15 protein-coding genes are annotated in these 23,947 nt (G+C 62.6%); 8 read left to right on the top strand and 7 right to left on the bottom strand.

Annotation, left to right across the window (positions count from 1 at the left end; genetic code table 11):
- Positions 1-125 precede the first annotated feature (125 nt).
- Positions 126-4,919: an NAD-glutamate dehydrogenase gene (locus BBX50_RS23395; protein WP_065777717.1), complete on the bottom strand. Its 4,794-nt coding sequence runs from the start codon at positions 4,917-4,919 to the stop codon at positions 126-128.
- A gap of 285 nt (positions 4,920-5,204) precedes the next feature.
- On the opposite strand from BBX50_RS23395, the gene pdxY reads away from it, so the two are divergent.
- A complete protein-coding gene (gene pdxY / locus BBX50_RS23400; protein WP_065777718.1) occupies positions 5,205-6,086 on the top strand; it encodes a pyridoxal kinase PdxY in 882 nt (293 codons plus the stop codon).
- Between the two features lie 131 nt (positions 6,087-6,217).
- Positions 6,218-6,868, top strand: a complete 651-nt coding sequence (locus BBX50_RS23405) for a carbonic anhydrase (protein WP_065777719.1) — start codon at positions 6,218-6,220, stop codon at positions 6,866-6,868.
- A gap of 98 nt (positions 6,869-6,966) precedes the next feature.
- Here the strand turns inward: BBX50_RS23405 and BBX50_RS23410 are convergent, their stop codons facing one another.
- Both BBX50_RS23410 and BBX50_RS23415 read right to left on the bottom strand, forming a co-directional pair.
- On the bottom strand, positions 6,967-7,788 hold the full coding sequence (locus tag BBX50_RS23410; RefSeq protein WP_065777740.1) for a lytic transglycosylase domain-containing protein: 822 nt from the start codon (positions 7,786-7,788) through the stop codon (positions 6,967-6,969).
- A gap of 193 nt (positions 7,789-7,981) precedes the next feature.
- Positions 7,982-9,016, bottom strand: a complete 1,035-nt coding sequence (locus BBX50_RS23415) for an aspartate-semialdehyde dehydrogenase (protein WP_057251996.1) — start codon at positions 9,014-9,016, stop codon at positions 7,982-7,984.
- A gap of 494 nt (positions 9,017-9,510) precedes the next feature.
- Between BBX50_RS23415 and BBX50_RS23420 the strand changes: the two genes are divergently transcribed.
- The gene (locus tag BBX50_RS23420) at positions 9,511-11,400 is read left to right on the top strand and encodes an MFS transporter (protein WP_065777720.1); all 1,890 of its coding nucleotides are present in this window, start codon (positions 9,511-9,513) and stop codon (positions 11,398-11,400) included.
- A gap of 117 nt (positions 11,401-11,517) precedes the next feature.
- On the opposite strand, the gene BBX50_RS23425 is transcribed toward BBX50_RS23420, so the two are convergent.
- Together BBX50_RS23425 and leuB are read right to left on the bottom strand one after the other, a co-directional pair.
- Complete coding sequence (locus BBX50_RS23425) at positions 11,518-12,207, bottom strand: phosphatase PAP2 family protein (protein WP_065777741.1); 690 nt, start codon at positions 12,205-12,207, stop codon at positions 11,518-11,520.
- Positions 12,208-12,411: 204 nt separating this feature from the next.
- Entirely contained in the window at positions 12,412-13,524 is a 1,113-nt protein-coding gene (gene leuB / locus BBX50_RS23430) for a 3-isopropylmalate dehydrogenase (RefSeq protein ID WP_065777721.1), read from the bottom strand.
- 473 nt (positions 13,525-13,997) lie between these two features.
- Here leuB and BBX50_RS23435 point away from each other — a divergent pair, with 473 nt between their 5' ends.
- Positions 13,998-14,639 (top strand): LysE family translocator, encoded by a 642-nt coding sequence (locus BBX50_RS23435; protein WP_065777722.1) that lies wholly within the window; start codon positions 13,998-14,000, stop codon positions 14,637-14,639.
- A gap of 106 nt (positions 14,640-14,745) precedes the next feature.
- Positions 14,746-16,809 (top strand): M3 family metallopeptidase, encoded by a 2,064-nt coding sequence (locus BBX50_RS23440; RefSeq protein WP_065777723.1) that lies wholly within the window; start codon positions 14,746-14,748, stop codon positions 16,807-16,809.
- Positions 16,810-16,839: 30 nt separating this feature from the next.
- On the opposite strand, the gene BBX50_RS23445 is transcribed toward BBX50_RS23440, so the two are convergent.
- On the bottom strand, positions 16,840-18,108 hold the full coding sequence (locus tag BBX50_RS23445) for a glycosyl transferase family protein (RefSeq protein ID WP_244513224.1): 1,269 nt from the start codon (positions 18,106-18,108) through the stop codon (positions 16,840-16,842).
- Between the two features lie 105 nt (positions 18,109-18,213).
- On the opposite strand from BBX50_RS23445, the gene BBX50_RS23450 reads away from it, so the two are divergent.
- Positions 18,214-20,358 (top strand): TonB-dependent receptor, encoded by a 2,145-nt coding sequence (locus BBX50_RS23450; RefSeq protein ID WP_065777743.1) that lies wholly within the window; start codon positions 18,214-18,216, stop codon positions 20,356-20,358.
- A 75-nt stretch (positions 20,359-20,433) separates the two neighbouring features.
- On the opposite strand, the gene BBX50_RS23455 is transcribed toward BBX50_RS23450, so the two are convergent.
- Positions 20,434-21,606: a dihydrodipicolinate synthase family protein gene (locus BBX50_RS23455; protein ID WP_065777724.1), complete on the bottom strand. Its 1,173-nt coding sequence runs from the start codon at positions 21,604-21,606 to the stop codon at positions 20,434-20,436.
- 299 nt (positions 21,607-21,905) lie between these two features.
- On the opposite strand from BBX50_RS23455, the gene BBX50_RS23460 reads away from it, so the two are divergent.
- Both BBX50_RS23460 and BBX50_RS23465 read left to right on the top strand, forming a co-directional pair.
- Positions 21,906-22,946 carry a LacI family DNA-binding transcriptional regulator gene (locus BBX50_RS23460; protein WP_065777725.1) on the top strand — a complete coding sequence of 347 codons (1,041 nt, stop codon included), beginning with the start codon at positions 21,906-21,908 and terminating at the stop codon, positions 22,944-22,946.
- Complete coding sequence (locus BBX50_RS23465; RefSeq protein ID WP_065777726.1) at positions 22,943-23,944, top strand: Gfo/Idh/MocA family oxidoreductase; 1,002 nt, start codon at positions 22,943-22,945, stop codon at positions 23,942-23,944. The genes BBX50_RS23460 and BBX50_RS23465 overlap by 4 nt, the downstream gene beginning before the upstream one ends.
- Positions 23,945-23,947 lie beyond the last annotated feature (3 nt).

Raw genomic sequence — 23,947 nt, forward strand, 5'->3', positions numbered from 1 at the left:
CCTTCGAACGCGCGGCGCAGCCTATCTTCAATCTCATCGATTCCAAACGGCCTGGTGCGCGATGCGGGCGAAAAAACCGCCTGCATCTCAGCTCCTCCCCATGGATCAATTCCGAAGGGCTCGGATCACTTCGCCCTTGCGCGCGCCAAGTCGTTGAGGAGGCCGGCGGCAACCGTGATCTTGGCGAGCGTCGTTTCGCCCTTCTCGGTCAGCAGCCGCAGCTGGCCCGTTGCCTGGGCGACGCGTTCGCGTTCGTTCTCCCCCCAGGCGGCAACGGGGTTGCGCTCCTTCTTCTGCTCGCGCAGCGCTGCCTTGGTGATATCCCGCCTTGCGGCGGCGATATCGGATACGGCGCGCGACACAGCCATCGCCTCGAACTGTTCGGTTGCCGGTACGCGATCGGACGCCGCCAGAAGCCGGTTGATCCGAAGCGTCTCGGTGACGGCGAAGTAACCCTGTGCCGTGCGGCTCAGCGTCTCGCCGGTCTCGGTGGCGATCTGCATGATCTCCGGCACCAGAGTCATCAGCGCCAGTTCCGAAATTTCCTCGGCGAGCTTGGCGGGCACACCACCCTCGACGAAGGCCGCCGTCTTCAGACGCGCCTCTTCGGCGCTCTCGCCGGAGACCGCGGTCCGCATCGTGCCGCGCAGCTTCTGCAGGCCGTCACGCAGCCGTGAAACCGCCTCGGAGACCGAACCGGTCGCCGCATGGGTACGCAGCGCCCGCTCTGTGACCAGCGTGAAGATGCGACCGACTTCCTGGTAGAGGATGTTCTGCAGGCCACCGCCGATCTTGTTATCGAGCGCGTCGATCTCGTCATAGATCCGCGGCAGATCGAAGCCGTCGAGTGCCAGCACGGCAGCCTTGACGACGTCGGCCGAGAGGAAGCCCGTCGCGTCCGTCAGCGTCGAGACGAAGGCCGGGCCACCGCGGTTGATAACCTCGTTGGCAAGGATCGTCGCGATGATTTCGCGGCGCAGGCGATGGCCGTGAATGTCACCTGCATAGGTCTTGCGCATCTTCGCCGGGAAGTAACGCTCTACCGTTGCGGTGAAATATGGATCGTCAGGCAGCTTGCTTGCAATCAGCTCGTCGAAGAGAACGAGCTTGGAGTAGGAAAGCAGCACGCCAATTTCGGCACGGGTCAAGGGCTTGCCCGCCTGGTAGCGCTCGGTCATCGCCTGGTCGGTCGGCAGCGTCTCGACCTTGCGGTTGAGGTGGCCATCGGCCTCGAGGCGCGTCATGAGCCGGCCAAGCGTCGTGCGGTTGCCGAGCCCCTGCATGGCGGTCAGCGAAATCGCCAGCGATTGCTCGTAGTTGTTGCGCAGCACGAGATGGCCGACTTCCTCGGTCATCGAGGCAAGCAGCGTGTTGCGCTTCGGTCGGGTCAGGCGGCCATCGCGCATGGCAGAAGCGAGCGCGATCTTGATGTTGACCTCGACGTCGGAGGAGTTGACGCCGGCGGAGTTGTCGATGGCGTCCGAGTTGCAGCGGCCGCCATTGAGGCCGAAGCCAATACGGCCTTTCTGGGTGACGCCGAGGTTGGCGCCTTCGCCGATGACACGGGCGCGGACCTCTTCAGCCGTCACGCGGATCGCATCGTTGGCGCGATCGCCGACTTCCGCGTCGGTTTCGGAGCTGCCACGAATATAAGTGCCGATACCGCCGAACCAGAGCAGGTCAACCTGGCTCTTCAGGATCGCATTCATGATCTCGAAGGGCGTCGCCTTGGGCTTGTCGAGGCCGATCGCGGCCATCGCCTCAGGCGTCAGCGTCACGGACTTCTCGGCGCGAGAGATGATCATCGCACCATCCGACAGGGTCTTGCGGTCGTAGTCCTGCCAGCTCGAACGCGGCAGCGCGAACATGCGTGTGCGCTCGGCGAAGGAGCCATCGATATCCGGTGACGGATCGATGAAGATGTCGCGGTGGTCGAAGGCGGCGATCAGGCGGATCTTCTCAGAGAGAAGCATGCCGTTGCCGAAGACGTCGCCGGACATGTCACCAACGCCGGCGACCGTGAAGGGCGTCGTCTGGATATCGATATCCATTTCGCGGAAGTGCCGCTTGACGGTTTCCCAGGCGCCGCGAGCGGTGATGCCCATCTTCTTGTGGTCGTAACCGGCCGAACCGCCCGAAGCAAAGGCGTCGTCGAGCCAGAAGCCGGCTTCTTGAGCCAACCCGTTGGCGGTGTCGGAGAAGGTCGCGGTGCCCTTGTCGGCGGCAACGACGAAGTACGGGTCGTCGCCGTCGTGGCGCAGTGTGTCAGCCGGCGGCACGACGTCCTGGCCGACGATGTTGTCGGTGACCGAAAGCAATGTGCGGATGAAGGTCTTGTAGGCCTCCGTCCCCGCCTTGAAGATGTCGTCGCGGGTGCCGCCAACCGGAAGCAGCTTCGGATAGAAGCCGCCCTTGGCGCCCACGGGCACGATGACGGCGTTCTTGACCTGCTGCGCCTTGACGAGGCCCAGCACCTCCGTGCGGTAATCCTGGGCACGGTCCGACCAGCGCAGGCCACCGCGGGCGACCTTGCCGAAGCGCAAATGCACGCCTTCGACCTCGGTGCCGTAGACGAAGATTTCGCGGAATGGACGCGGCTCCGGCAGGCCTTCGAGCTGCTTCGGATCGAGCTTGAAGGCGAGAACCGCGCGCGGTTTGCCCTCGGCATCGTGCTGGAAGTAGTTGGTGCGAAGTGTTGCTTCGATCGCGTTGACGTAGCGGCGCAGGATGCGATCTTCGTCAAGGCTCGGAACCGCCGAAAGCGCATCCTCGATCGAGGCAAGCAGCGTATTGCACTTCTTGGCGCGCGGCTTGTCCTCGAGCTTCGGATCCATACGGGTGACGAACAGCTTGAAGATATCGGCGGCAATCGCCGGATACTTGTTCAGCGTGTCGGCGATGTAGCCCTGCGAATAGGTGATGCCGGCCTGGCGCAGGTAGCGGGCGTAAGCACGCAGCACCGTTACTTCCCGGGCGTTGAGCCCTGCAAGCAGGATCAGCCGGTTGAAGTTGTCGTCCTCGATCGTGCCGTTCCAGGCGGCAAGGAAGGCCTCTTCCAGGGGCGCACCCGTCTTGTCGAGGTTCAGCGCGTGCCCGTCGCGATGGATCAGCTCCATGTCATGCAGGACGACCTTGCGCTGCTCTTCACCGTGCGGGTTGACGCCGATGTCGTAGGTCTGTTCGCTGATGACCCGGAAGCCGAGATTTTCGAGCAGCGGCACGCGACGCGACAACGATACCGGCTCGCCGGCGTGGAAGATCTTCAGCTCGGCCGTGTCCGGACGGGTGACGGCGCGCGGGTAGTTGTAGAACGAGATCCGGATCGGATCGGGTCCCTTGCAGGCGGCAATGTCGGCCAGATCGGCATAGGCTTCCGCCGGCGTGAAGAACGACTGGTAGGCGCCATCGACATCGAGTTCGATGCCGTCCTTGCGGGCGAGCAGGTCGAACCGGTCGATCCAGCGGGTGACGATGCCGCGGACCGCTTCTTCGAGCTTTGCCTGCGGAATGCGTGGTGTTTTGCCGGCAGAGCGGCCGATGATGAAGTGGACGCGCGCCAGGCCGCCTTCGGGGAAGGCCGGGTAGTAGGCGGAGACGCGGCCGTCATAGACCGTCTTCAGATAGTCGCCGATCTTCTCGCGAACATCGGAATCATATTGCTCGCGCGGTACGAAGACGATGACCGAGACGAAGCGGTCGAAATGGTCGATGCGTGGCAGCACGCGGATGCGCGGCCGATCACCCAGCTCGTTGATCTGTTCGCAGAAGGCGGCGAGCAGGCCGACATCGATCTGGAAGAGGTCGTCGCGCGGGTAGGATTCCAGCGTGTTTGCCAGCATCTTGCCGGAATGGCTCTGCGGATCGTAGCCGAAATGATCGACGATCTTCTCGATCTTGTGGCGCAGCAGCGGGATTTCGGCCGCCTGGCGGGTATAGGCCGACGAGGTGAACAGGCCGACGATGCGCAATTCCCCGGCGACGTTGCCGTCGGCATCGAAGCGCTTGACGCCGATATAGTCCATATAGGCGCGGCGATGGACGACAGACTTGACGTTGGCCTTGGTGACGATCAGGAAATCCGGGCTTTCGAGGAAGGCGAGGATTTCCGGCGTCGTCAACACGGCGTCCTTGCCCTGGCGCAAAACGCGCACATCGGGATTGGAGAGGATGCCGAGCCCCCTGCCCTTGCCGCGCTCGACCGTCGCCTTTCCGCCCTTGCCGGAATAGGTGTACTCGCGCATGCCGAGGAAGGTGAAGTTGTTGTCGCGCAGCCAGCGAAGGAAGGCGAGCGCCTCGTCGCGGTCGCTCTTCTTGCGCGACGCGTTGTATGCCTCGAGTTCCTGCATGGCATGGTCGAGCAGCGCCGTCATCGCCGGCCAGTCGTGCACCGTCTGGTGCACCTGCTCCAGCACGTCGCGGATGCGGTTGCTGAGATGCTCCGCCTCGACCGGCGCAAGCTTTGTCAGATGGATCTGGATGTGGCTGACGCGGTGCGCCGGATCGCTTGGCTCATCGGCATCGAAGAGCTTGGCGGGCTTGCCCGGCTCCTGGACCAGGATGGGGTGGATTGCGAGGTGAATGTCGCGGTGGGTGCTGGTGATTTCCCCCATGACCGAATCATAGAGGAAAGGCATGTTGCGTTCGGTGACCGCAATGACCGAAACCTCGGTGCCGCCGGGTGCTACGCCAGCGACGGTCTCGACCGAAACCTGCGGCTTGCCGCCGTCCCAGCGGGCGAGTTCGCGGTGTGCATGGGCCGCGGTCAGCGCCAGCATGTCCGCCGAATAAAGATCGAGGTCGTCGTTGCTGGCTCCACCGAAGAGGATCTCCGGCGCCAGCGCCTCGACGCCCAGTTTGATGGCGGCCGCCTTCGCTGCGTCGATGTGTCTGTCCCGCTTCGGATTGTATTTCACGCCCATGAAGTCTCTCCCACTCATGATAGGCCAAACCCTATCAGAACCATGGCTAATGGCGACCGCTTTTTACGCCGATTTCGGCAAAATCGAGCCAAAAATTGGAGAATTTCACGTGAAAACAGCTTAAATCCATTTAAATCGAAGGCAATTTCGCGAAAATTGCTCGAAAATCGATGAAAAAGCACGAAAACGCCAGCGGCTTCCACGGGAGCTATCTGCCATCGCCTGTTGACAGGGCAGTGACAGTCGGGTGATCAGAGTTCCTAGATCGAAGGATTGGACTGGTCGATGCCCGAAATGCCCTCTCTACCCGGCGCAGTCATCGTTATCTCGAGCCATGTCGTGCGCGGCAAGGTCGGCAACCGGGCCGTGGTCTTTGCGCTGGAGACATTGGGACACCCTGTCTGGGCGTTACCGACCGTTATCCTGCCCTGGCATCCGGGCCATGGCCGCTCCACACGCATTGTCATCCCGGATGCGGATTTTCAGTCGGTAATCGACGATCTCATCGCTGCGCCGTGGGCCGGCGAGGTGCGGGCCGTGCTTTCGGGCTATCTCGGTTCGGCGGGTCAGGCAGAGGGGGTTGCCCGACTGGTTACGGCCCTGCGGCAGCGCGATCCCAAGCTGATCTATGCCTGCGATCCGGTCATTGGGGATGCCGGTGGGCTTTACGTTCCGGAAGCGACCGCAATTGCCATTCGCGATCAGTTGCTGCCGCTTGCCAGTCTGGCGACGCCGAACCGTTTCGAGCTTGCGTGGCTCGCCGGCGCGACGCTGGAAAGCAATACGGCCATCCTCGATGCTGCCCTCGGCCTTGGTCCGGCCCGTGTGCTGGTGACCTCGGCGGTGCCGATGATGAGCGGAGGCACTGGCAATCTCTTTCTGTCCGGCAATCATGCCCTGCTCGCCGAACACAGGCTCGTCGAAAATCCGCCGAACGGCACGGGCGACTTGCTGGCGGCGGTGTTTCTGGCGCGGCTTCTCGAAGGACATTCAGAGGAACGTGCGCTACAAATGGCGACGGCGAGCGTGTTCGAGATCATCGCGCGCAGCGTCAAGCGCGGCGCGGACGAGCTGACGATCGAGCAGGACGCGTCGAGCCTTTCGACGCCCATGGCGATGGTGCAGATGCGCCGCTTGGTTCATCCGAACCAGATACGCCGAAAATAGAAGAAGCTGTTCATGGACGATCGCCTGATGGCATCGTGGATTGAACTTTAGATCATGATGATTTTCATGACTTCGAGCGTGATGCGGGCGAAAGGCCGGTCATCACGCCTGAAGCAGCAGCGGAGTAAGCGATGGACAAGCAGCAGCGTTTTCCGGACCACCTTCTGAACGGCTATCACAATTTCATGAACGGCCGCTTCAGCGAGCAGCAGAAGCGCTACAAGGTGCTGGCGGAAACCGGCCAGAAACCGAAGACGATGGTCGTTGCCTGTTGCGATTCGCGGGCGGCGCCGGAAACAATCTTCGACAGCGGGCCGGGCGAGCTCTTCGTTGTCCGCAACGTTGCCAATCTCATGCCGCCCTATGAGCCTGATGGCCACTACCATTCGACCTCGGCTGCGCTCGAGTTCGCCGTGCAGTCACTGCGCGTCAGCGATATCGTCGTCATGGGGCACGGCCGCTGCGGCGGTATCAAGGCGGCGCTCGATCCGGATGCCGAGCCTTTGTCGTCCGGTGATTTCATCGGTCGCTGGATGCACCTCCTGAAGCCGGCCGCAGAGCAGATCCAGAGCAACGATGTCATGACCCAGGCCGAGCGGCAGCGAGCGCTCGAACGGGTGTCGATCCGCAACTCGCTTGCCAATCTTCGCACTTTCCCCTGCGTTCAGATCCTCGAATCCAAGGGCAAGCTGAACCTGCATGGCGCCTGGTTCGACATCTCGACCGGCGAGCTCTGGATCATGGATCCGACGACCGGCGATTTCTTGCGCCCGGGCATGTGATCGACGCCCGGTGATCGGCAAAAGGCCCGGCTCTTTCGAACCGGGCCTTTGACAATTCAGATTTTCGAAAGCGCCAAGCGCCCCTAACGGCGCAGGGCCTAAAGACCGTCGATTTCGGCGCCGATGATGGCGATCGCCTGCTGGTAGACGCTTGCGGCGTTCCAGCCCTGGATCGCGCCGTAATTCGCCTGGCCCTGTTGATAGCCGGCGCCCGGCTGCCAGCCATGGCCGCGCAGGAAGTTGGCGGTGGAAGCAAGCGCATCCGCCTTGGAGCGAACCATGTCGACATGGCCGTTGCCGTCGCCATCGACGCCGTACTTCAAGACATTGGCCGGCAGGAACTGGGTCTGGCCGATCTCACCATGGGCAGCACCGCGTGCATCCGGGCTCAGATCGCCGCGCTGCACCAGTTGCAACGCTGCATAGAGCTGGTTGGTGAAATAGTCCGAGCGGCGGCAGTCATAGGCAAGCGTCGATACGGCCGAGAGCGTATGCTCCTTGCCCATGAAACCGCCGAAACCGGTTTCCATGCCCCAGATTGCGATCAGCGGGCCGGCCGGAACGCCGTAGCGCCGTTCAATGCTGTTGAAGAGTGCGGCGTTCTGCTGCTTCATCTTCTTGCCGCGCGAAATGATCGTCTGGCCGCCGCGCTTCTGCATGAACTGCTCAAGCGACAGCTTGAAGCTCTTCTGGCCACGGTCGGCACGGATCGTCGCCTTGTTGTAGGAGACGCCCGACAAGGCGCGATCGAGGACCGCAGGGCTGATGCCGTTGCCGGAAGCTTCCTGCTTGAAGTTCTGCACCCAGGCGGAAAAGCCGCTTCCGTCGTTGCCGCATTGCGCGGCGGATGCCATCGTCGGAAAGATTGCCGTTGAAATCAGGGCAGCAAGCCCCACCGCTGCGCACTTTGCCCTGTGCATGAAATACCCCGTCATAGCCCGAATCTCTTGCTTTCAAAAATGCCAGCCTTCGCTGGCCCTGTCACCTGCCGAGAGCGCTGGTCACATTTTCGTGGTTTCACGTGAATCCTGGGATTGGCCGGTACCCCGTGAAACAGGAAACCCGCCAGGCCCCGGACGGGCCTGGCGGGAATGAATTGCCCTATTGCCGTTCTCAGGCCGCCTGCTTGCGCGGCTTGATGAGGCCGCGGTTGACGAGCAGCTCGGCGATCTGGATCGCGTTGAGTGCTGCACCCTTGCGCAGGTTGTCGGAAACGACCCAGATGTTGAGGCCGTTCTCGACGGTTGCGTCTTCGCGGATGCGCGAGATGTAGGTCGCGTCTTCGCCGGCGCACTCGTATGGCGTCACGTAGCCGCCGTTCTCATGCTTGTCGACGACGAGGCAACCCGGTGCTTCGCGCAGGATATCGCGCGCTTCGTCAGCGGTGATCTCGTTCTCGAACTCGATGTTGACCGATTCCGAATGGCCGATGAAAACAGGGACGCGCACGGCCGTGCAGGTGACCTTGATCTTCGGATCGAGCATCTTCTTGGTTTCGGCCAGAACCTTCCACTCTTCCTTGGTGTAGCCGTCTTCCATGAACACGTCGATGTGCGGGATGACGTTGAAGGCGATGCGCTTGGTGAACTTCTTCGATTCGATCGGATCGGCGACGAAGACCGCGCGGGTCTGGTTGAAGAGTTCGTCCATTCCGTCCTTGCCGGCGCCGGAAACCGACTGATAGGTCGAGACGACGACACGCTTGATCTTGGCGTGGTCATGCAGCGGCTTCAGGGCGACCACGAGCTGGGCCGTCGAGCAATTCGGGTTGGCGATGATGTTCTTCTTGGTGAAGAGCGAGATCGCATCCGGGTTCACTTCCGGCACGATCAGCGGCACTTCGGCGTCGTAGCGCCAGGCCGAGGAATTGTCGATGACGACGCAACCCTGCTGGCCGATCTTCGGCGAGTACTTGAGCGAAACAGCGCCCCCGGCCGACATCAGGCAGATATCGGTGTCGGAGAAGTCGTAGTTTTCGAGATTCCTGACCTTGAGCGTCTTGTCGCCGAAGGAAACTTCCGTGCCCTGGGAGCGGGCGGAAGCAAGAGCGACCACCTCATCGGCGGGAAATCCGCGCTCCGAAAGGATATTCAGCATCTCCCGGCCGACATTGCCGGTGGCGCCTGCAACTGCAATCTTGAAACCCATGATCTAAGCTCTCTTTCTGTCTCTCCTCTTCGGGTGGAGGGGGAACCGCGCACGTTGCCGCGAAGGTTCCTGTCCCCGGCCTTACCGGGGAGAGAGCGGTGGCCAGAGACGTCAGACGGTTTTCGTCGTCGTTTTGGCCGTTGTTTTGCAAGCGAACGAAAAATCGCAATCCCGCCACGCGGCAAGAGCCGGCAGGATCAAAGCAGCGATGGCTGGACCGATCGGTCGCATGGTGATTTTCCTCGTTCGTCGCTGCTCTTACGCGGTTTTGGAGAAGAGTCAAGATAGGGCGGCATCGCCGTGGCCCCGCGACGGGCTTCCGCGGTCGATCGCCGCATTAGACGAAAGTCATAAGCCGAAAGCATCTCTGCCTGCGCCGCTGGTTTTCTGACATCCTCTTCATCAGGCGCACCACGTCCGGCCATTCTCGGGAGGAATACCGGACCAGCCAATGGGCGCTCCAACAGACTGTTTTGGAGTGGAGGATAAACAAAATGGCAAATGTCGCGACAGCGGACGACGTAAAAACGCGTCCGATGACCGGCGAGGAGAAGAAGGTCATCTTCGCCTCGTCGCTCGGTACCGTCTTTGAATGGTACGATTTCTATCTCTACGGTTCGCTCGCCGTTTACATCGGCGCAACCTTCTTCAGCTCCTACCCGGAAACGACGCGAAACATCTTCGCGCTTCTGGCCTTTGCCGCGGGCTTCCTGGTACGCCCCTTCGGCGCACTGGTCTTCGGTCGCCTCGGTGACCTCGTCGGCCGTAAATACACCTTCCTCGTGACGATCCTGATCATGGGTCTGTCGACCTTCCTGGTCGGCATCCTGCCCGGCGCTGCCTCGATCGGCATTGCCGCCCCGATCCTGCTCATCGTCTTGCGCATGCTGCAGGGTCTGGCGCTCGGCGGCGAGTATGGTGGTGCCGCGACCTATGTCGCAGAACACGCGCCGAATGGTCGCCGCGGCTACTTCACCTCATGGATCCAGACGACCGCAACGCTCGGTCTGTTCCTGTCGCTGGTGGTGATCCTGCTCGTGCAGTTTGCGCTCGGCAAGGAAGCCTTTGCTGCCTGGGGCTGGCGCATTCCGTTCCTGCTGTCGTGCGTGCTCCTCGGTATCTCGGTCTGGATTCGTCTGAAGATGAACGAATCGCCGGCCTTCAAGAAGATGAAGGAAGAGGGCAAGGGCTCCAAGGCACCGCTGTCGGAAGCCTTCGGCCAATGGAAGAACGCCAAGATCGCGCTGCTCGCGCTGTTCGGTGCCGTCGTTGGCCAGGCCGTCGTCTGGTACTCCGGCCAGTTCTACGCGCTGTTCTTCCTGACCGGCGTGCTCAAGGTGGACGGTCAGTCGGCCAACATCATGGTCGCCGTTTCGCTTTTGATCGGCACGGGCTTCTTCGTGCTCTTCGGTTGGCTTTCCGACAAGATCGGCCGCAAGCCGATCATCATGGCCGGCCTTTTGCTTGCCATGCTGACCTACTTCCCGCTGTTCAAGGCGCTGACCTGGGCCGGCAACCCGGCACTCGCACAGGCTCAGGCGACCGTTCGTGCAACGGTGACCGCGGCCCCGGGCGACTGCAAATTCCAGTTCAACCCGACCGGTACCGCGAAATTCACGACCTCGTGCGATATCGCAACCGCGTTTCTCACCAAGAACTCGGTTCCCTATGACGTTGTGACGACGGCTGCTGCCGGCACGGCCGCAACGGTCAAGGTCGGCGAAACCACGATCAACAGCTACGATGCGATCGCCGCAGGCGATGGCGCCAAGGCTGCCAACGGTGCCTTCGAAAAGCAGGTCAACACGGCACTTCACCATGCCGGCTACCCGCTGGTTCGTGGCGCGGCCAAGGTTGCGGAATCGAAGCTCGACGGCTTCGTTGCCGCAAACCCGGAACTGTCGCTCGATGCGGCCGCCGTCCGCGGCGGCGAAAAGACCATGGTTCCGGCCGAAAAGCTCATCGCCGACAAGCTGCTGACGAAGGATGAAGTCGGAGCTGCCACCGAAATGGCCGTCTACACGATTGCCGGCGGCGGAACCTACGCGATGGTGGCGGATCCCGCCAACGTCAACTGGACGACGATCATCGCCGTTCTGACCGTACTCGTCATCTACGTGACTATGGTCTACGGCCCGATCGCCGCGCTGCTGGTGGAACTCTTCCCGACCCGCATCCGTTACACCGGGATGTCGCTGCCCTACCATATCGGCAACGGCTGGTTCGGCGGTCTGCTTCCGGCAACGGCATTCGCGATGAGTGCTGCCCAGGGCGATATCTATTACGGCCTCTGGTACCCGATCGTCTTTGCAGGCATCACGCTGGTCATCGGCATGCTGTTCCTGCCGGAAACCAAGGATCGCGACATCCACGCGATGGACTAACGTTTGAAGTGGTGCGGTTCCGGGAAAACCAGTCCCGTTTTTCCCGGAACCGATCAAATTCTTCCCCGAGCTATCACGGCTCTCCTGACTCCGGCGCGGTCTTCCGCGCCGGCTTTTTTATTCGCGGGGACCGCCGCGTTCCACCAGTGGCCATCCGCCTGGACCCAGGTCGAACAATCGGCCGTACTTGGCGAAGAGAAACGCCGTCATCACGGCTGACCAAAGGCCGAGCAGCAGCCCGGCGGCGACGTCGCTTGGGTAGTGCGCGCCGACGACGACGCGGGAAACGCCGATCGTCAGCGCCAGGACGAGGAAGAGCGGTCTGAGCTTCGGCAACAGCATGGCGAAGACGCCGAAAAAGGCACCGGCGGCAGTCGAATGGCCGGATGGAAAGCTCTCGTAGAGATCGGTGGTCGCAAACGGCGTCAGACTGTAGGCGCCAAGCTCGGCGAAGAGTTCCGGTCGGGCCCGGCCAAAGAGAAACTTCAGCGTATGGACCAATGCGCTGGCGGTGCCGATCGTCAGAAGGAAATAGGCGGCAAGATCACGGGCTGTGCGCGCCTTGCGCTGCAGCGGGGCCTGGCTTGCCGCCCGGCGCAGGACGAAAGCGACAGCAAGAACACCGCCGGAAAGGTAGATCATCCAGCCGAACGTGCCGAAGTCGGTGATCATCTCGTTGAAGTCGATGATGCTGTCCGGCAAGCCCTGCGCCCTTTGGGACAGGAACGGATCGAGCGGGATGAGAGCGAACACGAGGATGAGTGTCGTCAGCACGATCCATCCGGTGGCCGCAAGGGGGCGGTTCATCATTCTCCGTCCTGCCGCCGTGCATCGTGGCTTGCGGCAATCGCTTTCTGTTGGACGGCGTAGACCGTCTTCTCTGCCCGATGTGTCGGTTCTTTTGGCAATTTCAAGGCCGCGAAACGCAAAACCCCTCCGGCGGTGATCCGGAGGGGGTGTTTTCACGGTACCGGCGGGCGTCGGCGTGACGCCTTCAGGGGCGTCCGTCGCTCAGGCCGACAGCGCCTTGAATTCGGCAAGGATGGCGTCGCCCATCTCGGATGTGCCGACCTTCTGCGCCCCTTCGGCCATGATGTCGCCGGTGCGGATGCCCTGGTCGAGCACGGCGGCGATCGCCTTTTCGAGATTGTCGGCTTCCGTCACCAGGTTGAAGGAATAACGCAGGCACATCGCAAACGAGGCGATCATCGCGATCGGGTTGGCAATGCCCTTGCCGGCAATGTCGGGGGCCGAGCCATGCACCGGCTCGTAGAGCGCCTTGCGCTTGCCGGTGACACCATCCGGGGCGCCGAGCGAGGCCGACGGCAGCATGCCGAGCGAACCGGTGAGCATCGCCGCCACGTCCGACAGCATGTCGCCGAACAGGTTGTCGGTGACGATGACGTCGAACTGCTTGGGCTGACGCACCAGCTGCATGCCGCCGGCATCGGCCAGCATGTGCTCGAGCTGGACGTCGGCATATTTCGCCTTGTGCGTCTCGGTCACCACCTGGTTCCACAAGACGCCCGACTTCATGACGTTGCGCTTTTCCATCGAGCAGACGCGGTTCTGCCGGGTGCGGGCGAGCTCGAAGGCGACGCCGGCGATGCGTTCGATCTCGTAGGTGTCGTAGACCTGGGTGTCGATGCCGCGCTTCTGGCCGTTGCCGAGATCGATGATCTGCTTCGGTTCGCCGAAATAGACGCCGCCGGTGAGTTCACGCACGATCAGGATGTCGAGGCCTTCGACCAGTTCTGGCTTCAGCGACGAGGCGGCCGCCAGCGCCGGATAGCAGATCGCCGGACGCAGGTTGGCGAACAGTTCGAGATCCTTGCGCAGCCGCAACAGCCCGGCTTCCGGACGGACCTCGTAGGGCACCGCATCCCACTTCGGACCGCCGACGGCGCCAAACAGCACCGCATCGGCGGCAAGCGCCTTTTCCATGTCCGCTTCCGAGATCGCCTGGCCGTGGGCGTCATAGGCCGAACCGCCGACCAGGCCCTCGTCGGTCACGAAGCCGGCGCCAAGCTCGGCATTCATGTAGGCGATGATCTTGCGGACTTCCGCCATGGCTTCCGGGCCGATGCCGTCGCCGGGCAGAAGGAAGAGGTTGCGCACAGTCATGGAAAGTCCTTCTCGCGGGGGAAAACCGGCTGCATGTTTCCTGAAATCGCAGTCGATTTAAGGAAACATGCAGCCCTCTTAAGTTCTGCAGCGGCCGCGGTGCGTCTGAACAGGCGCACGGCGCTGCCGGGCGCGTTCTAGCGCAACTTCGTATCGAGGGAAATCGGCGAAACGAAAGATTTGTGCGCGCTCGCGAGCGACGCGTTCCCGACGGAACAGCTGCGCTGCCAAGGGAGTGCCATGCTCCTTTTAAGGTCGCACCTGCCTGGTCATCGACCCTTCTAGGAGAAGAACATGCGCAATTTCGTCCACGCAGTCGCCGCACATATCTGCGCCACGGCCAAGAGCTTGATCTTTGCTGACAGGCAGGCTGGCAAGCGGCCACCCGCATCGTCATATAGCTGGCTTAGCTTTCCTCTTGACTGAATCGGTGCCTCCGGATCGAATGCGGGCAACACAACCGGGAACCCGCCATGTCCGAGACGCTGCTGATCGGAGCTTTTCTCGCTGCCCTTTCCTATGTCCTCATTCCCGGACCGGCGTTTCTGGCGCTGCTCGGCATTGGCGCTGGCCAGGGGCGCAAGGCAGGCGCCCTGTTCATGGGCGGACACCTCGCCGGTGATATCCTCTGGTCAACCCTGGCGCTGGTCGCAATTGTCGGCGCGCGCTCGGTCGGCACGACCATCTTCGATATTCTCGGGCTGTTCTGCGGTGCCTATCTCGGCTGGATCGGCTGGACGGCACTCCGTGCGAGGCCGGCCGGTGAGAACCGCGCACTCCTGACGGTCGAGCGTCCCTTGCGCCGTGGACTGATCTTCGGGCTCACCAATCCCAAGGGCTATCCGGTGGCGCTCGCAACCTTCACCGCCCTGCTTGCCAGCTCGGCCAACGCGCTCGAATTCGACGCCCTGCCGGCGCTGCTTGGCGTTTCGCTCATCGGCTTTCTCGTTGCCGACCTGATCCTGATCATCGTCATCGGCACCTCTGTGGTGCGGCGTTTCTACCGACGCCACGAACTGGCGATCGTCAGGCTCTCCGGTCTCCTGTTCATGGGCTTCGCCGTTCAGGCGATCTGGCACGCTGCGCCCGGTCTTCTCGGCCTGCGCAAACCTTGAAGCCCTCCCTGCCGGCAACCACCTTCATTTTCGCCGCTTCCTGATGTCATGGGTCAGCGGCGCCCCTCCCCGGCCCCACGCCGGACCGCATGCGAAAGGATTTCTGATGACCACCAGCACCCCGCTCAATCCCGCACTTACGTCATGGACAGGCCACGAGGGTCTGCCGCGTTTCGATCTGGTGAAGGACGAGGATTTCGCGCCGGCATTCGAGGCGGCTTTCAAAGAGCATGAGGCGGAGATCGACGCGATTGCCGAAAATTCCGCCGCTCCGACCTTCGAGAACACCGTCGTTGCTCTCGAAATCGCCGGCGATGCACTTTCGCGTGTATCCTCGATCTTCTGGAACAAGGCCGGGGCCGACACCAACGAGACGATCCAGGCGCTGGAGCGCGAGATCGCGCCAAAGATGTCGCGGCATTATTCCAAGATCGGCATGAACGCGGCGCTGTTCAAGCGTATCGACACGCTGTGGGAAGCACGCGAAACGCTTGGCCTCGATCTCGAAGCGACCCGCGTGCTGGAACGGCACTGGAAGGGTTTCGTCAAATCCGGCGCCAAGCTTGCGAAGCCCGAGCAGGAGCGACTGGCGGCAATCAACGAGAAACTCGCGGGCATCGGTGCCAAGTTCGGCCAGAACGTGCTTGCCGACGAAAAGAACTGGGTGCTGTTCCTGGAAAGTGAGGAGCAGCTCGCCGGTCTGCCTGATTTCCTGCGCGACGCGATGGCTGCGGTGGCCGAGGATCGGGGCCAGAAGGGCAAATATGCCGTCACCCTGTCGCGCTCGATTATCGAGCCGTTCCTGACCTTCTCGGACAATCGCGAAATCAGGGAACAGGCTTTCCGCGCCTGGATCGCGCGCGGCGAGAACGGCGGTGACACCGACAATCGCGGGCTTATAGCCGAGATGCTGGCCCTTCGGGCGGAAAAGGCGAAGCTGCTCGGTTATGAAAACTTCGCTTCGCTGAAGCTCGACGACACCATGGCGAAGACGCCGGCAGCCGTGAACGGTCTGCTGATGCAGGTCTGGGAAAAGGCCGTTAGCCGCGCCCGTGAGGAAGAGGCCGAGCTTGCACGGCTCGTTGCCGCAGAGGGGCGCAACCACGACGTCATGCCGTGGGACTGGCGCCATTACGCGGAAAAGCTCCGGGCAGAGAAGTTCAATTTCTCCGAAGGCGAACTGAAGCCCTATCTGCAGCTGGAAAAGATCATCGGCGCCTGCTTCGATGTTGCCAAGCGTCTGTTCGGCATCACCGCGACGGAAAAGAAGGGTGTTGCCGGCTATCACCCCGATGTCCGGGTTTTCGAAATCAAGGACGCATCCGGCAAGCTGGTGGCGCTCTTCCTCGGCGACTATTTCGCTCGGCCGTCGAAGCGCTCTGGAGCGTGGATGAGCTCGTTCCAGTCACAGCACAAGCTCAAGCTTAAGAACGGTGCTGAAGGCGAGTTGCCGATCATTTATAACGTCTGCAACTTTGCCAAACCCGCCGAGGGCAAGCCGGCACTGCTGTCGCTTGATGATGCTCGCACCCTCTTCCACGAGTTCGGCCATGCGTTGCATGGCATGCTATCCAACGTCACCTATCCTTCCGTTTCGGGTACCGGGGTGTCGCGCGACTTCGTTGAACTGCCGTCGCAACTTTACGAACATTGGCTGACGGTGCCCGAGATCCTGAAGCGTTACGCGGTTCACTATCAGACCGGCGAAGCGATGCCTCAGGCCTTGCTCGACAAGGTGCTGGCGGCGCGAACCTTCAATTCGGGATTCGCGACTGTCGAGTTCACTTCGTCCGCGCTCGTCGACATGGCCTATCATACGGCCGAAACGGTAACGGATCCGCTGGCGCTTGAGGCGAAGAAGCTCGCGGAGATCGGCATGCCGAAGTCGATCGTCATGCGCCACCGCAGCCCGCACTTCCTGCATGTCTTCTCCGGCGACGGCTATTCGGCGGGTTATTATTCCTACATGTGGTCGGAAGTGCTCGATGCCGATGCCTTCGCAGCCTTCGAGGAGACCGGTAACGCCTTCGATCCGGCGATGGCTGCGCGGCTCAAGGACAACATCTATTCGGTCGGCGGCTCGATCGATCCCGAGGATGCCTACAAGTCCTTCCGCGGCAAGCTGCCGAGCCCGGATGCGATGCTGGCGAAAAAGGGCCTTGCCGCCTGACGGCTGCTTGATGGTTGAGCATTTGATCGGTCACGCCATCCGGCGTGATCGGTTCGTCCAGAGGGCCTGCGCGGTTTCGCAGGCAACGTCGAAGTCATCGGCGTTGCCAAGGCTGAGCAGTGCGGCGGCGGCGGTGGTGATGACGGTTGTCTCCGTCCGCTCGTTACGTGCGGCACCGGTCCAGACCGCCTGCCAGTATTCGCGGTTGCTAAGCCCGATCCGTGGTTCAGCCGGTGGCGCTGTTCTCGCCGGCACGATGAAATCGCAGGCCACGCCATCGGTGAGCCGAAAGAGTGTCGTCTGGCGATAGGGCGTGAACTCGGCATGGTCGCGCGTGTTGCCGAGGATCGTCAGTTGCCTGTCACCGAGCCGCAGCGCGATGTCGCGGCTCAACGTCAGGCTCGACGGGTTGGAGACCCCGAGCAGGCTCGCCCGCGCGCCCATCGGATTGACAAGGTGGATGGCGGCGTTCAGCGGCATGCGCATCTCCATCAGCCGATAGAGTCCAAGCAAGCGATAGATCTGCGGTGATAGGGCCGAAAGCGGCAGATAGGCGATGCCTGCTGAATCGAGTGCCGTCGTCGCCGCGCCGATCGAGTTGCAGATCGGGATGCCCGCCGCACTGGCGGCGATCTCAAGCTTGTGCCGTTGTTCACTGTCCTCGCCGCAGCTGCCGCGCAGCACGACGCGGTGCCCGGCTTCAGCGAACCAGGGCGCAGTCTTCAGCTTCGGCGAAAGATAGCAGGGCCAATCGAGGTCGGCGATGCCTTGCCGAGGGATAATGGCCCCGACGTGGCTGCGCAGTGCGCGCACGAAGCCCGCGATCACCGTGGCTGTTGGGCCGCGATAGTGCGGCACGGTCATCAGCGCGCCGATTTGCACCGGGTCTGCCTCACCGGCGAGGATGATTGCCAGCGCGTCTTCCGCTTCGCTCTCGGCCAGCGGCCGGCTGCGGCCGGCGCCCGTGCCGATTGTGGCAATGCAGCGGGCCAGCCGCCGCTCCGGTGCCGCGTCGCTGCCGATTTCGGCAAGTTTCGCCGCAAAGGCCTCCGGCGCCGGCTCGCCCTCGAGAAGGCGGGTCGGCCGGACCGCCAGAGGCGGCGTATCGGTCAGTCCCGGCCCTTCCCAGCCGGAATGCCTGGTTTGCGCGGGCGCAGTTTGGCTCGCGCGTGCGTCGAGCAAGGCTTCGGTTTCTGCGGCAAGAGCACGCACCCGCAGCCGCAGCGCTTCGGCAAGCGGCGTCGGACGCAGCCCGTGACCGGTGCGCAGGAACAGCGGATCGGCATAGTCTTCGCGCAATTGGCCGAGCAGCCGGCTTGACCGCCTCCGTCGCCAATATCTAAGTGGAGTTCATTACTCAAGATATATGCGGGGCGAAAGATGATGAAGCGGGTGGGGCTTGCGATGGAAACCGGTGGTCGACGGCAGAAGGCCGACCATTCGATCCAGAGCGGCTCAGATGGCTGGCAGCGTCGCTTCGTCTGCGCCTGCCTTGCCGGCACGGCGCTGACGATGCCGGTGGAGGCGCTGGCGCAAAAGGCCAAGGAAAAGGACAAGGAAAAGGCGACCGAACTCGAGCAGATCGTGGTGACGGCGGCAGGCTTCGAGCAAAACGTCAAGGAGGCGCCGGCGAGCATTACGGTCATTACCGGCGAGGACCTGCAGAAGCGGTCGTTTCGCGATCTGACCGATGCGCTGAGGGACGCTCAAGGCGTGGCGGTGACCGGCGTTGCCAACGAGCGCGACATTTTCATCCGCGGCCTGCCCGGCTCCTACACCTTGATCCTCGTCGACGGCAAACGCCAGAGCACGCGCGACGCGCGCACCAACGGCAATTCCGGTTTCGAGCAGAGCTTCATTCCGCCTGCCGCCGCCATCGAGCGGATCGAGATCGTGCGCGGCCCGATGTCGTCGCTCTACGGTTCGGATGCCATGGGTGGCGTCATCAACGTCATCACGCGCAAAGTGGCCGACACCTGGACCGGCTCGGTGACGACAGACGGTACGGTGCAGCAGCACAAGCGCTTCGGCAATGCCGGGCAATTGTCGTTCTACACCAGCGGCCCGATCCTCGAAGATACGCTTGGCATGCAGATCTGGGGCCGTGGCCTGAAGCGCGGCGAGGACAAGTTCCTCTCCGGCATCACCGGCTCGCGTGAGCATGACCTGACGGCCCGGCTTGCCTATACGCCGAACGAGGATCACGACTTCTTCCTCGAAGGCGGCACGGCGCGGCTCAGGCGCGATGCGAATGTCGGCAACACCATCGCGCTTGGTCCGCGGGCAGTCAGCACCTACAACGACAACGACCGCGATCATTGGTCGTTCTCCCATACCGGGCGCTGGGGACCGACGACCTCGGACTTCTCCATGCTTCAGGAATGGGCCGAGCGGCGGAACTACAACTACAGCCAGGCTGACGGCCGCTTCATCAAGCAGCCCCGCGCACCGGAGGTGCGCAACACCGTCATCGACGGCAAGTTCACCACCCCGTTCGAGCTTGGCGGCAGCCACACGCTGATGACCGGCGGGCAATATTTCGAAGCACGGCTTTCCGACCAGAACCCGGGCCGGCGCACCGGGAGAAACGAAACCTTCTCGGCGACGCAGTCGGCGCTGTTTGCCGAGGACGAGTGGCGCATGGCCGACAGCTTCGCGCTGACCACTGGCCTGCGCCTGGATCACCACGAGGAATACGGCTACCACTTGAGCCCGCGCATCTACGGCGTCTGGGACGCGACCGATATGCTGACGGTGAAAGGTGGCATTTCCACCGGATTCCGCGCGCCCGATATCCGCAGCATCGCGCCGGGCTATGCCTATACGACCGGCGGCGGCAGTTGCACCTATGGGCCGACCGGCACCTGCGGCGTTATCATTGCCGATCCGAGCCTGAAAGCCGAGTCGAGCACCAGTTATGAAATTGGCGCCATCTGGGACAATGGCGACGTCATCCTCGGCGGCACCTATTTCTATACGGATTTCAAGGACAAGATCACCAACATGCCGGTAGTGGATGCCGCCGGCAATCCGGTACGCTGGAGCGAGGACCCGAATTACCGCCTCTGGTACAACTACAATATCGACGATGCGGTCATTCAGGGTGTGGAGCTGACGGCGACCTGGAATGCGACCGCGGATCTGACGTTTCGCGCCAGCTACACCTATACTCAGTCTGCGCAGAAGACCGGAGATTTCGCCGGCTTCCCGCTGGCACGCACGCCCGAGCACATGGCCAATCTCAGGGCCGACTGGTACACGCCGGTCGAGGGGTTGGAGGCCTGGGCCTCCGTCAACTACCACGGCGAGGAGATCGGTGCGGGCCCGCGTATCCCAACCAATGGCAAGCCGGTGACGATCAACGGCAAGCTGGGTCGCAAGTACGACGCCTACACGACCGTCGACATCGGCACGAAGTACGACGTCGGCGAGGGGCTGACGCTCAATGCCGCCGTCTACAACCTCTTCGACAAGGAGGTCGAGCAGACCGACTTCAACGCTGTCGGAGAAGGCCGCCGCTTCTGGATGAGCCTGACGGCAACATTCTGAACCCGGCCCAGCCGGCCCCTGCCCGTCTCGGCGTGATCACGGAACGGCGCCACGTGGCGCCGTTCTGCCTTCTGCTCAAGCGCCCTGATCGATCCCGAGGGTTGATAGCAGGCTCTGCATCCGCTGTACTGCCAGTTCCGGCCGGTCGAGCACGTTGGCCCGGTCGGCGAGGCGGAAGATGTCTGAATAGTGCAGCACCCCACGGGCGGACTGCATGCCGGCGGGCATGGTGAAGTGGCGCTGGTGGCCGTTCAGCCAGGCGAGAAAGACGACGCCCGCCTTGTAATATTGCGTCGGCGCTTCGAAAATCTTGCGCGACAGAGGTACGGTCGGCTCGATCACGCCTCGGAAGGTCTTGACATCCCCGCCTGCGAGGGCGGCCAATGCCTTGGAAGCGGAGGGTGCCACCGCATCGAAGATGCCGAGCAGGGCGTGGCTATACTTCGTGCCGTCGCCTTCGATCAGTTCGGCATAGTTGAAGTCGTCGCCGGTGAAGCAGAGAACGCCTTCCGGCAGCCGATTGCGCAGCGCCACTTCCTTGGCATTGTCGAGCAGCGAGATCTTGATGCCTTCGATCCTGTCGCGGTTCGCCTCGATGATCGACAGCACGGTATCAAGCGCCTGGTCGAAGTCCTCCGAGCCCCAGTATCCCTTCAGTTGTGGGTCGAACATGTCGCCGAGCCAATGCAGCACCACCTTGTGCTGCGTCTGACCAAGGATGCGCCCGTAGACATGGCGGTAGTCGTCGGCCGAGCGGGCGACGCGGGCGAGCGCCCGGCTCGCCATCATGATCGCCCTGCCCCCCTCGCCTTCGACGAAACCGACCTGTTCCTCATAGGCCGCAATCACGCCGTCCAGCGACCGCGCGTCGGCCGGCACCAGATGGTCGGTGCCGGCGCCGCAGGCGAGATCGGCGCCCGGAACCTGCCGCGCGTCCGCAAGCGACCGGCGGATCAGCTGCTGTGCGCCCGGCCAGGCAAGGCCCATGCCACGCTGGGCGGTGTCCATCGCCTCGGCGATCTTGAAACCGAGGCTCCAGAGATGATGGCGAAACGCCATTGTCGCCTCCCAGTCGATCGCCGGATTGCCCCAGGGGTCGAGATCGCGAAGCGGATCGGAGACCACATGGGCGGCGGCATAGGCGATGCGGCTGAAAGCGGGCGGCGTTTGTGGTCGTTCGATCGGCGTTCCCGCCAAGCGGTATTCTTCGAGCGAGCCGTCTTGGCGTGGCAGCGTCAGGCTTGTCATCGGGATTTGTCTCCTCCGCAGAAGTTTGTCTTGAAATACTTTGGATCGTTCCAAATGGCAAGCAGCAATGTTTTTAGGAACTCGCCACCGGCGTTTTACGTCGTGGCAATCATGCGAAAATAGCGTTGATTTACATATATTTATACCGCTCTAAAGGTATCGATTGCGGTGCTATTCCAATAGCGATTAGCGGCACGAAGTTCCATGGAGTCGGAAAAAGTGATCAATCATCTCTTGACGAAATTGGAACGTTCCAATTATGAAGGAGAAAAGCAGGCAGGAAAATTCGGGAGGATGCTGTGGTCAAGGAAAGGGTGACGGTCATCGATATTGCGCGCGCCGCCGGCGTGTCGAAGTCGACCGTGTCGCTCGTTCTCCAGGGCAGCTCGCTCGTCAATGAGGCGACTCGCGCCAAGGTGAACGCCGCCATCCGCGATCTCGGTTATGTCTATAACCGCAGTGCCGCCAATCTTCGTCAGTCGACGTCCAAGATCATCGGCATCGTCGTCAACGACCTGACCAACAGCTTCTTTGCGGAGCTTGCCGTCGGCGTCGATGCCGTCGTTCAGTCGGCGGGTTTCGTGCAGTTTCTTGCCAATACCGGCGAAAAGATCGAGCGCCAGCGCGAAGTGGTGGCGTCGATGCGCGAACACGGCGTTTCCGGCCTGATCGTGTCGCCGGCGCGCGGCACCGAGGCGGTTGATCTTGCGCCTCTGGTCGAGAGCGGCATTCCCGTTGTGCTCGTTGTGCGCGATATCGCGGGTGCCGCGGTTTCCTCTCTCACTTCCGACAATCATGCCGGTGCCATGGCCGCCGTGCGGCATCTGATCGAGCGCGGCCATCAGCGCATCGCCTTCCTTGGCGGCTTTCCCGACACCGCCGTCTTCGAGGCGCGCATGCGCGGCTACCGCGATGCCCTGACCGAGGCCGGCATTCCGGTCTCCGATGCGCTGATCATCGGTTCGGCGCCGTCGCGCGCCGGCGGGGTGACGGCGGTCGAGCAGGCGATGATGCTCGCCGACCGGCCGACGGCGGCGCTCTGTTTCAACGACGCGGTCGCCTTCGGTGTCTGCGACGGCCTTCGGGCGCGGCGGCTGGAGCCGGGCGCAGACTTCGCCGTCATCGGCTTCGACGACGTGATCGAGGCAAAGACCGCGGTGCCGGCACTGACAACGGTTTCCGTCGATCCTCAAGGGATGGGCCAGCGGGCTGCCGAATTGCTGCTGAAGCAGATCAAGGCCGGAAAGGCGGAGCCCGAGGCGATCGTCGGTTCGGTCCGCCTCGTCGTCCGCCAGAGCTGCGGCGCTGCGGTCGAGAGAAAACGGGAGGTTTTGGCATGACGCGGTGGGGTCTGATCGGCGCAAGCACGATTGCGCGCGAATGGGTGATCGGCGCGATCCGCGCCGCCGGCGGCGAGGTCGTCTCCGTCATGAGCTCCAGCGCTGAGCGCGGCGCGGCTTACGCTGAAGAGAACGGCATCGCCAAGTCGGTGACCTCGGTCGCGGACCTGGTCGGCGACCCCGACATCGATGCTGTCTACATATCGACGACCAACGAACTGCATCGCGAGCAGACGCTGGCAGCGATCGCTGCCGGCAAGCACGTGCTTTGCGAAAAGCCGTTGGCGATGAATCTCAATGATGGCTGCGAAATGGTGCTGAAGGCGTGTGAGGCCGGCGTCGTGCTCGCCACCAATCATCACCTGCGCAACGCCGCCACGCACCGCGCCATGCGTGAGGCGATCGCCGAAGGATGGATCGGCCGGCCGATCGCCGCGCGCGTCTTTCATGCCGTGTATCTGCCGCCGCATCTTCAGGGCTGGCGGCTGGAGCGGCCGGACGCCGGCGGCGGTGTCATTCTCGACATCACCGTACATGATGCCGATACGCTTCGTTTCATTCTCGATGATGATCCGATCGAAGCGATCGCCATCAGCCACAGCGCCGGCATGAGCAAGGAGGGGCTGGAGGATGGCGTCATGGGCGTGCTTCGCTTCCGCTCCGGTGTCATCGCCCAATTCCATGATGCCTTCACCACCAAATTCGCCGAGACCGGCCTCGAAGTGCACGGTACCGAGGGTTCGTTGATCGGCCGCAAGGTCATGACGCAGAAGCCGGTGGGCACGGTCACGCTGCGCAATACGGATGGCGAGACTGAGCTGACGCTCGACCATCGCAACCTCTACGAAACAGCGCTTTCCGCCTTCCATGCTGCCGTCAAGGGCAATGGCCGCCCGTCGGCGACGGGTGAAGATGGCGTCTGGTCGCTGGCAACGGGTCTTGCCGTCGTCAAGGCAGCGGCGACCGGCCAGGCCGTGGCGATCGAAACGGGACTTTGAACT

The organism is Ensifer sp. LC11 (assembly GCF_001695835.1).
Taxonomy (GTDB): Bacteria; Pseudomonadota; Alphaproteobacteria; order Rhizobiales; family Rhizobiaceae; genus Ensifer.